This is a genomic window from Mycobacterium sp. IDUB_1 (genome assembly GCF_055419625.1).
Map to the genome: position 1 here is coordinate 35328 of NZ_JBVAYA010000001.1, position 12074 is coordinate 47401.

Consider the following 12074-nt stretch of genomic DNA (forward strand, 5'->3'; position numbering starts at 1 on the left):
TAAGGCCAGCTCAGGTGACTTTGTTCGACGCCACCCGGCGTGTTGCCTTTCAGTTTTCGCCGATGTCGCCTATGTGGTCGCGCAGCACGACCTGGCCGTCGGCCAGATGGTAGGTCAAGCCGACGATCGCGAGCCGGCCCTCGGCGACCGCGTCGGAGATGATGGTCGAGCGGCTGCGCAGCTGCCTGCCCGTCTCCGTGACGTGGCGGGCCTCGAACTCGTCGACCCGGGTCAGGCCCTCGCGGCGGCCCACGAGGATCGAGGGCGTGACCCGCTCGACGACGTCGCGGATGTAGCCGCCGGGCAGCGAACCGTCGTCCAGCGCCTTCAGCGTCGCCCCCACCGCGCCGCAGCTGTCGTGTCCGAGCACGACGATCAGCGGCACGTTGAGCACCGCGACCGCGTACTCGATCGAGCCGAGCACAGCGCTGTCGATGACGTGGCCGGCTGTACGCACCACGAACATGTCGCCGAGACCCTGATCGAAGATGATCTCCGCGGCCACCCGGCTGTCTGCGCACCCGAACACGACCGCGGTCGGCTTCTGTGCGGCGGCCAGGCTGGCGCGGTGCTCGATGCTCTGGCTCGGATGCTCCGGCTTCCCGGCGACGAAGCGCTCGTTACCCTCTCTGAGTGCTTTCCACGCGGTCAACGGGTTCGTGTTCGGCATGGCCGTCATTCTGCCCCAACCTGCACCGATGATCGACACGGGTGAGCTGCTCGACTGGTATGCCCTTGCGCAGCGCGATCTGCCGTGGCGACAACCCGGTGTCTCGGCGTGGCAGATCCTGGTCAGCGAGTTCATGCTGCAGCAGACGCCCGTCGCCCGGGTGGAGCCGATCTGGCGGGACTGGATCGCCCGCTGGCCGACGCCGTCGGCCACCGCGGCAGCAAGTGCGGCCGACGTGCTGCGCGCCTGGGGCAAGCTGGGCTACCCGCGGCGGGCCAAGCGGTTGCACGAATGCGCGACCGTGATCGCGACCGAGTACGACGACGTGGTTCCCGATGATGTCGACACCTTGCTCTCGCTCCCCGGAATCGGCACCTACACCGCGCGGGCGGTGGCCTGTTTCGCCTACCGGCAACGAGTGCCCGTGGTGGACACCAACGTTCGCCGCGTCGTCGCGCGGGCGGTGCACGGGCGTGACGACGCCGCGGCGGCATCGGTGCGCGACCTCGACGACGTGGCGGCGCTGCTGCCGGACGACGAGCGGGCGCCGACGTTCTCGGTGGCGCTGATGGAACTGGGGGCGATCGTGTGCACGGCGCGCTCCCCGAAGTGCGGTGTCTGCCCGCTGTCGCACTGCACGTGGCGTTCGCTCGGCTTTCCCGCCGGCACCGGTCCGGCGCGCAAGGTGCAGAAGTTCGCAGGCACCGACCGTCAGGTGCGGGGCAAGCTGCTGGATGTGTTGCGCGGCAGCGACACACCGGTCACTCGCGCGCAACTCGACGTGGCGTGGCTGACGGACACCGCTCAGCGGGACCGCTGCCTGGATTCGCTGCTGGTCGACGGGTTGGTGGAGCAGACCGAGGACGGCACGTTCGCCCTCCCCGGCGAGGGTGCGCGCTAGCCGGCGAAGCCTGCAATCAGGCAGTAGCGGCTACCTCGGATTCTGCTGCGGCAGAAGCGAATCGGCGTCGATAGTCCGACGGGGTGACGCCGATGACGCGCCGGAAGTGGTGGCGCAGCAGCGTGGCGTTGCCGAACCCGGACTGCTCGGCGATGTTGTCGATGTCCAGAGTGGTCTCCTCGAGCAGCCGGCGGGCGAACAGCACACGCTGGTCGGTCACCCATTGCATCGGGGTGCGGCCGGTCTCGTCGACGAAGCGGCGCGCGAACGTGCGGCCCGACATGTGGGCCCGGCGAGCCAGCGACGTCACGGTGTGCGGCTTATCGAGGTTGGCGAGAATCCAATCCAGGTGCGGGGCAAAGCGTTCGGAGCATCGCACCGGGATCGGCTGATCGATGTACTGCCGCTGGCCGCCGTCGCGCTGCGGTGGCACCACCATTCGGCGGGCGATCTTGTTGGTGATCTCGCTGCCCATCTCGCGACGCACCAGGTGCAGGCACGCATCGATACCCGCCGCGGTGCCCGCACTGGTGATCAGGTTCCCGTCGTCGACGAAGAGCACGTTGCGGTCCACCTCAGCGGTCGGATACATGCGCGCGAGCTCGTCCGCGTGCATCCAGTGTGTGGTGCAGGGCCGCCCGTCGAGCAGACCGGCCGCGCCGGCGACGAACGCCCCCGAGCACACGGTCAGGATGATGGACCCCGACTCTGCGGCCCGGCGGATCGCGTCGAGAGCCTCGGGCAGGTAGTCACCGCCACCGATCGCGGGAATAGCCACGAGGTCGGCGCCGATGAGGTCGTCGAGGCCGTGGTCGGGAATGATCGTCGCGCCGACCGACGTGCGCAGCGGCTTGCCGGGTTCGGGACCGCAGACCTTGAAGTCGAAGTTCGGTACACCGTCGGCGGAGCGGTCGATGCCGAACACCTCGCAGATCACGCCGAACTCGAACACCGCCAGCCCGTCGAGGACCAGCGCCGACACCGTCCGTATCGTCATGGCAGCATCTTAATGGCAGATGTCACTTCTGCCACTGGTGGCATGATCTTTCGTAGGCGGAGCATTACTGCCATGAGTATCGCACTGACCTTCCTGATCCTGGCCGCACCGTTCGCCCTCGCTGCGGGTCTCACCTGGGCAGCCCACCGCACCGGCGTGCTGCGCCTGCACCGCGAGCAGTTCCGCATCGCCGCACCGCTGGCGGGGCGGCTGTTCACCGACGACCGTGACCTCACCCGCGTGACGCACGACGTCGACGCCATCCGGACCCGCTTCGAACGGAACCCGAGCTGGCCCAGCTCAACCGCCACCGGTGAACGTCGATAGAAACGTCTCGACGGCGCCCCGATATTTCATCGGGGCGTCGTCGTGGACCAGGTGACCGGCACCGGGCACCGTGACGTACGTCGTCTGCCTGCCCGTGCGCGCCATCTCCGCCATCTGCCCCGGCGGCGTCACCGAGTCCCCCGCCTCGATCAGCAGGGTCGGCACGTCGACGGCCAGCCACTGCGTCCAGTAGTCCCGCCTCCCCCACTCGGCCGCGATCTCGATCCAGCGGGCCGGCTCTCCGTGCAACCGCCATCCCGTGGCGGTGCGATCGAACGCCTCCAGGAAATAGCGCCCCGCGACCGGCCCGAACGCGGCGACCACCTGCGCCTCCGATTCGAACTCCGCCGGCAGTGCGTAGAGCCACGGCTCCCACGCACCGGTGGTGCGGCCGCGGAAGTCCGGCGCCATGTCCTCGACCACCACCGCGTCGACCAGCTCTGGACGCCGGGCTGCCACACACCATGCGTGCAGACCGCCCATCGAATGTCCTATCAACACCGCCGGTTCGCCCAGCGCCGACACCGCGGCGGCGAGGTCATCGACGAAACGCTCGGTCGAGATCGGGTGGGCGTCGGGCACCTCACGCCCCCGGTGCCACGGAGCGTCATAGGTGAAAACCCGACCGTGCTCGGCGAGCCACGGCAGCTGCCGCGACCACGTCGTGCCCCGCCCCATCAGCCCGTGTACCAGCACCAGCGGGCGCCCCGCACCACCGTGGGCCGTGAGCAGCTCCATGCGGTCATCATGCCCTCGAGCGCGCGGTAGCCTGAACGCCATGTCCGAGCAGAACGTGAACACCACACCGGTGGTCAAGATCAACGCGATCGAGGTCCCGCCCGGTGCCGGACCAGAGCTGGAGAAGCGGTTCGCCCACCGCGCCCACGCCGTCGACAACCAGGCCGGCTTCCTCGGGTTTCAGCTGCTGCGCCCCGTCAAGGGCGACGACCGGTACTTCGTCGTCACCCAATGGGAGTCCGAAGAGGCGTTCCAGGCCTGGGCCACCGGCCCGGCCATCGAGGCGCACGCCGGGGAACGCGCCAATCCGGTGGCCAAGGGCGCGTCACTGCTGGAGTTCGAGGTTGTGCTCGACGTTGCAGGAACCCGCACGCAGGCGTAGGAGCGCCGGGGCGCGACGTAGAGCGCTCACCTGCGCGACCGCACTGATCGCGGTCGCAGCGCTGGTGAACGGCTGCGCCGCCACCCGGCCCGCTCCTGCCGACGCCGCCTACGGCGTCCCGATCCAGATCAACACCCCGCAGGGCCTGCGCGCCAAGCAGACGATGGACATGCTCAACAGCGACTGGCCCATCGGGGAAACCGGCATCCGCACGCTGGCCGCCCCCCAGGTCGTCGAGGCCGTCGGCGTGACCATGGACCGGATGTGGTGGGACCGCCCCTTCACCGTCACCAAGATCGACGTCGGCGCAGGCAACGCGACGTTGCACATCCTCACCTCCTACGGGGTCGCGCAGACCATCGAACTGCGCACCGACGACGCCGGTATGGTGGACCGCTTCTCCGTCGAACTCGTGCCGCCGCGGATCACGTCCTTCTCCGACGTCGACTCCGAGATCACCAAGACGGGCGCGAAGTACTCCTATCAGGTGTCCAAGGTGATCGACGGCCGCTGCGAGAAGGTCGCGGGAACAAACACCGAGATGTCGCTGCCGTTGGCGTCGATCTTCAAGCTCTACGTGCTCTATGCACTCTCCGATGCGGTCAAAGCGCACACGGTGTCGTGGACCGATCCGCTGACGATCACCGCAGAGGCCAAGGCCGTCGGCTCGTCCGGCTTCGACAAACTGCCCCCAGGCTCGACGGTGTCGGTGCGCGATGCGGCCCAGCAGATGATCTCGGCCAGCGACAACATGGCCACTGATCTGCTGATCGGCCGGCTGGGCCCGGGCGCGATCGAGCGAGCGCTGGTCGCCGCCGGCCACCATGACCCGTCGAGCATGACACCGTTCCCGACGATGCACGAGATGTTCTCCGTGGGCTGGGGCGAGCCGAACCTGCGCGAGCAGTGGAAGCAGGCCACCCCGGCCGGGCGCGCACAGCTGCTGCGGCAGACGAATTCGCGGCCCTACGAACCGGATCCGCAGCGCACCCACATGCCGGCGTCGGACATCGGCGCCGAGTGGTACGCCAGCGCCGCTGACATCTGCCGCCTGCACGCCGCGCTGCAGCGCAACGCGACCGCCGAGGCCGCTCCGGTGCACGACATCCTCTCGGCGGTGCCGGGCATCGACCTGGACCGCACCATGTGGCCCTACATCGCGGCGAAAGCGGGCAACCTGCCCGGCGACCTGACGTTCAGCTGGTTCGCCACCGACCGCACCGGCCAGAGTTGGGTGGTCAGCATGCAGACCAACTGGTCGCAGTACCGCAGCTCGACCGCGGCGTCCTGGCTGCTGTCGATCGCGCGGCAGATGTTCGGCCTGGTTCAACCCTGAGAGTCCGACCCCGACTCAGGGCTCAGGTCCGCAACGTCCAGGCGTGCCCGCGGAAGTGCAGCACCGTGGCGCTGGCCGGCGCGACGTCGATGCGCCAGAACGACTTCGGCGGCGCATCCAGGACCACCAGCATGGCCGCGCGAATGACGGCAGGATGCGTCGCGGCCACGACGCGGACGTGCTCGGAGGTCAGCGACTCCATCCACGTCCGTACCCGGGCGATCAGATCCATGATGCGCTCGCCGCCGTGCGGAGCCTGGGTGGGATCGGTCAGCCAGATCGCCAGTTCGGCGGGCTGGACCCGGCCCAGCACCTCACCGCGCCACCGCCCGCAATCCAGGTCGGCCAGCTTCGGCTCGATGTCGGCTCGCACACCGAGCAGGTCGGCGGTCTGGATGGCGCGCGCCTCCGGGCCGCAGTGGACCCGATCGGCGGTCTTGACGCCGTCGCGCGCACCTGCCACCTGCTTGCGGCCGAGCGCGTTGAGCGGTTCGTCGGTCGGAAATCGTCCGGCTGCCATCGCGTCGGTCATACCGTGCGACACGAGGGTCAGCCGGACGACCTCACTCACGATGCGGTGACGACCTGCTTCCGTTCGAACAACCGGGCCGTCAACGCGCCGAACACCAGCCCCAGCGCCGTGTAGACCACGACCTGGGTGCCCAGCGAATACAACCGGAAGTCGTAGAGCACGTCGGCCGGGAAGCCGTCGTAGAGGATGGTTCCGTCGTCTCCCATCAGCGGACCAGGCGTCTCGTCGATGGTCGGCAGCACCAGCATGACCACCGCGATCGCCACCACGTACGCGCCGGCCGCAGCCAGCGTGGCGTTCCAGGTCCCCAGCCTGCCCACGAGCCGCCGACCCAGCACCACCGCACCGATCAGCAGCGCCGCCGAGGCCGCCACCATCAGCAGGTAGAGCAGGGTGCGCTGGGTGATCGTCTCGTCCAGGCTCAACGCCGGAGGGCTGGCGGGGTACTTCAGGAACGGCACCACGTAGAGGCACAGCAGCATGCCGCCGGCGATCGCCAGCGACAGCAGCCGGGCGGAGATATCGCCCACCCGGCCGTAGGCCACCGCGAACACGATGGCGAACAACGCGCCGACCGCGACAGTGAACAGCAGCACGCCCAGGCCCATCCCGATGTTCATCTGGATGGCGCGGCTGAACCCGCCGCCGGCCTCACCGTGACTGTGGCCGCCGTGAGCCATGGCTTCGTGGGCCTCGCCCACCCCCTCCTCGTAGGCGATCGCCTTCTGGATCTGGGGTTCGACGAACACACGCGCGAACAGGAATCCGAGCACACCTGCGATGGCGCCGGCCAGGAGGCCGCGCCCGATGATCTGGCGTTCCATCAGTGGCAGGGGAAGCCGAGGAGGTGGCGGGCGTCGTGCAGGAACTCGTGGATGTCGGTGTTGGCACCGAAGACAGACGTCGCACCCTGGTCGAGGCCGACGAAGTACAGCACGACGAGCGCCAGGAAGGCGGTCAGCGACAGCCACAGCGCGGCCTTGGTGGCCGAGAAGTCGATCGGCGTCGCCCGTGGGTGTGCGGCCCGTGTTCCAGGAGCTTCAGGAGTGGTCATGAGGGGTCCTTTCCGGGATGTCGCGTCCCAGTCGGCGGGTGCCGACGGCGTCGGGTCTGACTGTCACAGTGGCGCGACCGTTCTGGATTCTCACCAGATTCCGACATCCGTCGATTGACATACGGATCATAGTGCGCCCGGGTCCACCGCGGGCGCCGACCGCCACGCGAGTGTGAAGCGCCATCCGCCCGGGACGGCGAGTCGCGAAGGACACCGCACACTCGCAGGGAGGCCAGGAACGACGAACGGGCGGCCACCCGCAGGTGACCGCCCGTTCGTGTGTCGCTTCTTCGGCGCGCTGCTTACTCGGCTGCGCCGGCCTGAGCCAGGTCCGCCTCGGCGGGCTCGGCGCGCTTCGGCCCACCTTGGAAGGTGAACACCGCGTCCTCGCCCGGACCCTCGCCGTCCCAGTTCTCGACGTCGACGGTGACGTGCTGGCCGGGTCCGACCTCTTCGAAGAGGATCTTCTCCGACAGCTGGTCCTCGATCTCGCGCTGGATGGTGCGCCGCAGCGGACGCGCTCCCAGCACCGGATCGAAGCCGCGCTTGGCCAGCAGCGCCTTGGCCCGATCGGTCAGGTCCATCGTCATGTCCTTGGCCCGCAACTGGTTGCCGACCCGGCCGATCATCAGGTCGACCATCTTGATGATCTCGTCCTGTGTCAGCTGGTGGAACACGATGATGTCGTCGATACGGTTCAGGAACTCCGGGCGGAAGTGTTTCTTCAGCTCGTCGTTGACCTTCTGCTTCATCCGCTCGTAGTTGTTCTCGCCACCACCCTGGGTGAAGCCGAGGCCCACCGCCTTGGAGATGTCGGACGTTCCGAGGTTCGACGTGAAGATCAGCACGGTGTTCTTGAAGTCGACCGTGCGGCCCTGACCGTCGGTGAGACGACCGTCCTCGAGGACCTGCAGGAGGCTGTTGTAGATCTCCTGGTGGGCCTTCTCGATCTCGTCGAACAGCACCACGGAGAACGGCTTGCGGCGCACCTTCTCGGTGAGCTGGCCGCCCTCCTCGTAGCCGACGTATCCGGGAGGAGCACCGAAGAGCCGCGACGCGGTGAAGCGGTCGTGGAACTCGCCCATGTCGATCTGGATGAGCGCGTCGTCCTCGCCGAACAGGAAGTTGGCCAGCGCCTTCGACAGCTCGGTCTTACCGACACCGGACGGGCCGGCGAAGATGAACGAGCCCGACGGACGCTTGGGGTCCTTCAGACCGGCACGGGTGCGGCGGATCGCCTTGGAGACAGCACGCACTGCATCCTCTTGGCCGATGATGCGCTTGTGCAGCTCGTCCTCCATGCGGAGCAGACGCGTGGTCTCCTCCTCGGTGAGCTTGAACACCGGGATACCGGTCCAGTTGCCAAGCACCTCGGCGATCTGCTCGTCGTCGACCTCGGCCACCACGTCGAGATCGCCTGAGCGCCACTGCTTTTCACGCTCGGCGCGCTGGGCGACCAGCTGCTTCTCCTTGTCGCGCAGGTTCGCGGCCTTCTCGAAGTCCTGCGCGTCGATCGCGGACTCCTTCTCCCGGCGCGCGTCGGCGATCTTCTCGTCGAACTCGCGCAGGTCCGGCGGCGCGGTCATCCGGCGGATGCGCATCCGGGCGCCCGCCTCGTCGATCAGGTCGATCGCCTTGTCGGGCAGGAAGCGGTCGTTGATGTAGCGGTCGGCCAGCGTGGCGGCGGCCGCGATCGCACCGTCGGTGATCGAGACGCGGTGGTGCGCCTCGTAGCGGTCGCGCAGACCCTTGAGGATCTCGATGGTGTGCGCCACCGTCGGCTCGCCGACCTGGACCGGCTGGAACCGGCGCTCCAGAGCGGCGTCCTTCTCGATGTACTTGCGGTACTCGTCGAGAGTGGTCGCGCCGATGGTCTGCAGCTCACCGCGGGCCAGCTTCGGCTTCAGGATGCTCGCCGCGTCGATCGCGCCCTCGGCGGCACCGGCACCGACGAGCGTGTGCAGCTCGTCGATGAACAGGATGATGTCGCCGCGGGTGTTGATCTCCTTGAGCACCTTCTTCAGGCGCTCCTCGAAGTCACCGCGGTAGCGGCTGCCCGCGACCAGCGAACCGAGGTCCAGGGTGTAGAGCTGCTTGTCCTTGAGGGTCTCGGGCACGTCGCCGTGCACGATCGCCTGGGCCAGCCCCTCGACGACGGCGGTCTTGCCGACGCCCGGTTCGCCGATGAGGACGGGGTTGTTCTTGGTGCGGCGGCTCAGCACCTGCATGACCCGCTCGATTTCCTTCTCGCGGCCGATGACGGGGTCGAGCTTGCCCTCCATCGCGGCGGCGGTCAGGTTACGGCCGAACTGGTCGAGCACCAGCGACGTCGACGGGTTGCCCGCCTCGCCGCTACGCCCACCGGTGCCGGCTTCGGCGGTTTCCTTGCCCTGGTAGCCGCTCAGCAGCTGGATGACCTGCTGGCGCACCCGGGTCAGTTCGGCGCCGAGCTTCACGAGCACCTGGGCGGCGACGCCCTCACCCTCGCGGATCAGACCGAGCAGGATGTGCTCGGTGCCGATGTAGTTGTGGCCGAGCTGCAGCGCCTCGCGCAGGCTCAGTTCCAGAACCTTCTTGGCACGCGGGGTGAAGGGGATGTGCCCGGACGGCGCCTGCTGGCCCTGACCGATGATCTCCTCGACCTGGCTGCGCACACCCTCGAGGGAGATGCCCAGCGACTCGAGTGACTTGGCGGCCACTCCCTCACCCTCGTGAATGAGTCCCAGCAGGATGTGCTCGGTGCCGATGTAGTTGTGGTTGAGCATCCGGGCTTCTTCCTGAGCCAGGACGACAACCCGACGTGCACGGTCGGTGAATCTTTCGAACATCCGTGGTTACCTGCTCTCCATCGCATAGATGGGTGCCGCACGCAAAAGACGTGCCCGCACCTGCCGTCCACTGTAATGGGCGGCGGCCTCAGGTGCCCCGCCTGTCTGCCCGTGAAGGAGTGGGTTCTCCGAGGGCTGAACGGAGCGTGACGGCCTGACGCTGTGTAGATGCAACGCCGCGACGGGCGGAATCGTTTCGAGGGAGCAGGGTCGGCGGCTTCGCCGATAGCGAACGAACCGGGCGGGATGGACCCCGGCAACGGCGTGCGCCGTTGCCGCCGGTCGCCTCCTAGGTGGCCTCGTGGAAGGCGTCGATGACGTCGGCGGGGATGCGACCGCGGGTGGAGACGTTGTGCCCGTTGCGGCGCGCCCACTCCCTGATCGCCGCGCTCTGCTCACGGTCGATGGCGGCGCGGCCCCGACCCGTACCGGCAGACCGGCCACGGCGACGGCCACCGACACGGCGGCCTGCCTCGGCCCACTTGTTCACATCATTGCGGAGTTTGGCGGCGTTCTTGGCCGACAAATCGATCTCGTAGCTCACTCCGTCGAGACCGAATTCCACGGTCTCGTCCGCAGCGCCTTCACCGTCGAAATCATCGACAAGAGTGACGGTGACCTTTTTCGCCATGGCTCAGTGCCCTTCTCTGCGCTGCCCCGCTGCTATTCGAACCCCGAACCCCGGCATCAATGTGCCATAAATGCGCTTTTCATTCAACAACGCGAGACACCGCGTGAATCGACGGCGTAGTAGACGGATCGACGAACTGGGCCGCCTAAGACCGGCGTCTAACTGTGCCGCCGAACAATCGGAAACAAAACCGTCTCCCGAATGGACAAGCCGGTCAGTGCCATCAGCAAGCGATCCACGCCCATTCCCGTTCCGGTGGTCGGAGGCATCCCGTACTCGAGGGCGGAAAGGAAATCATCGTCGAGGCTCATCGCCTCGTCATCGCCCGAGGCGGCCGCGCGGGCCTGCGATTCGAAACGTTCGCGTTGGATCACCGGGTCGATCAATTCCGAATATCCGGTGGCCAACTCGAAATTACGGACGTAGAGGTCCCACTTCTCGGTGACCCCCTCGATACTGCGGTGGGCGCGGGTCAGCGGCGTGGTCTCCACGGGGAAATCCCGGACGAAGGTTGGCGCCCACAATGTGTCGCCGACCACGTGCTCCCACAGTTCCTCCACCAATTTCCCGTGGCCGTAACCGCGATCGCGCGGAATTTCCACACCGAGCCGGTCCGCGATCTGCCACAATTGTTCGGCACTGGTCGCCGGCGTAATCTCCTCACCGAGCCCGTCGGACAATGAGGGATACATCTGAATCGTGTCCCATTCGCCGTCCAGGTCATAGGTGCTGCCGTCTGGCAATGGAACCTGCCGCGTCCCTATCGCCTCGTCGGCGACTTCTTGAATGAGCTCGCGCGTCATGACCGCGGAATCGTCATAAGTGCCGTATGCCTGATATGTCTCGAGCATCGCGAATTCGGGCGAATGCGTCGAATCCGCGCCTTCGTTTCGGAACACCCGATTCATCTCGAAGACTCTGTCGAATCCACCCACCACGCACCGTTTGAGAAAAAGTTCCGGCGCGATCCGCAGATACAGATCGGCGTCGAGCGCGTTGGAGTGCGTGACGAACGGCCGCGCCGCCGCGCCACCGGCCAGGGTCTGCAGTATCGGCGTCTCCACCTCCAGGAAGCCGCGCCGCTCCAGCGCCGATCGCACCGCGCGCACGACGGCGACGCGCTGCCGGGCGATGGTGCGGGCCTCCGGGCGCACGATCAGGTCCACGTAGCGCTGCCGGACCCGCGACTCCTCGCTCATCTCCTTGTGGGCCACGGGCAACGGGCGCAGTGACTTGGCGGCGATTTGCCACGAGTCGGCCAGCACAGAGAGCTCACCGCGGCGGGAACTGATCACCTCGCCGTGGACGAACACGATGTCCCCGAGGTCGACATCGGCCTTCCAGGCGTCCAGCGACTCCTGGCCCACCTGATTCAGGCTGACCATCGCCTGCAGCTGGGTCCCGTCTCCCTCCTGCAGCGTGGCGAAACACAGCTTGCCGGAGTTGCGGGCGAAGATGACGCGGCCCGACACCCCGACGACCTGACCGGTGGTCTCGTCGGCGGCCAGGTCGGGAAATGCCTGGCGCACCTCGGCCAGGGTGTGCGTGCGGGCCACCTCGACGGGATAGGGGTCCCGACCCTCGTCGAGCAGCTTCTGACGCTTCGCCTGACGGATCCGGAACTGCTCGGGGATGTCGTCCGAGATGTCCGTGGCGATGTCACGGTCGAGATCGGGGC

General features: G+C 67.6%; 13 protein-coding genes. 4 read left to right on the plus strand and 9 right to left on the minus strand.

The annotated features are described in order from the left end of the window. Window positions 1–49: 49 nt before the first annotated feature. Window positions 50–670, minus strand: coding sequence for a carbonic anhydrase (locus tag ACZYYX_RS00190; RefSeq protein WP_463812400.1), 621 nt, complete (start codon window positions 668–670; stop codon window positions 50–52). Between ACZYYX_RS00190 and ACZYYX_RS00195 the strand changes: the two genes are divergently transcribed. After that, window positions 669–1571: an HhH-GPD family protein gene (locus ACZYYX_RS00195; RefSeq protein WP_463812401.1), complete on the plus strand. Its 903-nt coding sequence runs from the start codon at window positions 669–671 to the stop codon at window positions 1569–1571. The two genes, ACZYYX_RS00190 and ACZYYX_RS00195, sit on opposite strands and share 2 nt — an antisense overlap. A 16-nt stretch (window positions 1572–1587) precedes the next feature. Here the strand turns inward: ACZYYX_RS00195 and ACZYYX_RS00200 are convergent, their stop codons facing one another. Continuing rightward, the gene (locus ACZYYX_RS00200; RefSeq protein WP_463812402.1) at window positions 1588–2568 is read right to left on the minus strand and encodes a helix-turn-helix domain-containing protein; all 981 of its coding nucleotides are present in this window, start codon (window positions 2566–2568) and stop codon (window positions 1588–1590) included. Window positions 2569–2640: 72 nt separating this feature from the next. Between ACZYYX_RS00200 and ACZYYX_RS00205 the strand changes: the two genes are divergently transcribed. Next, complete coding sequence (locus ACZYYX_RS00205) at window positions 2641–2895, plus strand: hypothetical protein (RefSeq protein WP_463812403.1); 255 nt, start codon at window positions 2641–2643, stop codon at window positions 2893–2895. On the opposite strand, the gene ACZYYX_RS00210 is transcribed toward ACZYYX_RS00205, so the two are convergent. Next, window positions 2869–3633 (minus strand): alpha/beta fold hydrolase, encoded by a 765-nt coding sequence (locus tag ACZYYX_RS00210; RefSeq protein ID WP_463812404.1) that lies wholly within the window; start codon window positions 3631–3633, stop codon window positions 2869–2871. The genes ACZYYX_RS00205 and ACZYYX_RS00210 overlap by 27 nt on opposite strands. 40 nt (window positions 3634–3673) lie before the next feature. On the opposite strand from ACZYYX_RS00210, the gene mhuD reads away from it, so the two are divergent. Both mhuD and ACZYYX_RS00220 read left to right on the plus strand, forming a co-directional pair. Further along, window positions 3674–4015, plus strand: coding sequence for a mycobilin-forming heme oxygenase MhuD (gene mhuD / locus ACZYYX_RS00215; protein WP_463812405.1), 342 nt, complete (start codon window positions 3674–3676; stop codon window positions 4013–4015). Further along, on the plus strand, window positions 3990–5351 hold the full coding sequence (locus ACZYYX_RS00220; RefSeq protein WP_463812406.1) for a serine hydrolase: 1362 nt from the start codon (window positions 3990–3992) through the stop codon (window positions 5349–5351). Before mhuD ends, ACZYYX_RS00220 begins: the two co-directional genes overlap by 26 nt. A 22-nt stretch (window positions 5352–5373) precedes the next feature. Here ACZYYX_RS00220 and ACZYYX_RS00225 read toward each other — a convergent pair whose 3' ends face one another. The 6 genes from ACZYYX_RS00225 to lysS all read right to left on the minus strand — a co-directional run bounded on the left by ACZYYX_RS00225 (window position 5374) and on the right by lysS (window position 12054). Next, window positions 5374–5922 carry a histidine phosphatase family protein gene (locus tag ACZYYX_RS00225; RefSeq protein WP_463812407.1) on the minus strand — a complete coding sequence of 183 codons (549 nt, stop codon included), beginning with the start codon at window positions 5920–5922 and terminating at the stop codon, window positions 5374–5376. Further along, window positions 5919–6707: a CbtA family protein gene (locus ACZYYX_RS00230; protein ID WP_463812408.1), complete on the minus strand. Its 789-nt coding sequence runs from the start codon at window positions 6705–6707 to the stop codon at window positions 5919–5921. Before ACZYYX_RS00230 ends, ACZYYX_RS00225 begins: the two co-directional genes overlap by 4 nt. Further along, entirely contained in the window at window positions 6707–6937 is a 231-nt protein-coding gene (locus tag ACZYYX_RS00235) for a CbtB domain-containing protein (protein WP_463812409.1), read from the minus strand. The genes ACZYYX_RS00230 and ACZYYX_RS00235 overlap by 1 nt, the downstream gene beginning before the upstream one ends. 302 nt (window positions 6938–7239) lie before the next feature. Next, the gene (gene clpC1, locus ACZYYX_RS00240; RefSeq protein WP_463812410.1) at window positions 7240–9765 is read right to left on the minus strand and encodes an ATP-dependent protease ATP-binding subunit ClpC; all 2526 of its coding nucleotides are present in this window, start codon (window positions 9763–9765) and stop codon (window positions 7240–7242) included. Window positions 9766–10054: 289 nt separating this feature from the next. Continuing rightward, window positions 10055–10396, minus strand: coding sequence for a histone-like nucleoid-structuring protein Lsr2 (gene lsr2, locus ACZYYX_RS00245; protein WP_335331865.1), 342 nt, complete (start codon window positions 10394–10396; stop codon window positions 10055–10057). Between the two features lie 158 nt (window positions 10397–10554). After that, window positions 10555–12054, minus strand: coding sequence for a lysine--tRNA ligase (gene lysS / locus ACZYYX_RS00250; protein ID WP_463814738.1), 1500 nt, complete (start codon window positions 12052–12054; stop codon window positions 10555–10557). Window positions 12055–12074: the final 20 nt, after the last annotated feature.

Coding starts and splice junctions, on each gene's coding strand:
- ACZYYX_RS00195 (WP_463812401.1), top strand. CDS start 669: ATGGCCGTCATTCTGCCCCAACCTGCACCGATGATCGACACGGGTGAG.
- ACZYYX_RS00190 (WP_463812400.1), bottom strand. CDS start 670: ATGCCGAACACGAACCCGTTGACCGCGTGGAAAGCACTCAGAGAGGGT.
- ACZYYX_RS00200 (WP_463812402.1), bottom strand. CDS start 2,568: ATGACGATACGGACGGTGTCGGCGCTGGTCCTCGACGGGCTGGCGGTG.
- ACZYYX_RS00205 (WP_463812403.1), top strand. CDS start 2,641: ATGAGTATCGCACTGACCTTCCTGATCCTGGCCGCACCGTTCGCCCTC.
- ACZYYX_RS00210 (WP_463812404.1), bottom strand. CDS start 3,633: ATGGAGCTGCTCACGGCCCACGGTGGTGCGGGGCGCCCGCTGGTGCTG.
- mhuD (WP_463812405.1), top strand. CDS start 3,674: ATGTCCGAGCAGAACGTGAACACCACACCGGTGGTCAAGATCAACGCG.
- ACZYYX_RS00230 (WP_463812408.1), bottom strand. CDS start 6,707: ATGGAACGCCAGATCATCGGGCGCGGCCTCCTGGCCGGCGCCATCGCA.
- ACZYYX_RS00235 (WP_463812409.1), bottom strand. CDS start 6,937: ATGACCACTCCTGAAGCTCCTGGAACACGGGCCGCACACCCACGGGCG.
- clpC1 (WP_463812410.1), bottom strand. CDS start 9,765: ATGTTCGAAAGATTCACCGACCGTGCACGTCGGGTTGTCGTCCTGGCT.
- lsr2 (WP_335331865.1), bottom strand. CDS start 10,396: ATGGCGAAAAAGGTCACCGTCACTCTTGTCGATGATTTCGACGGTGAA.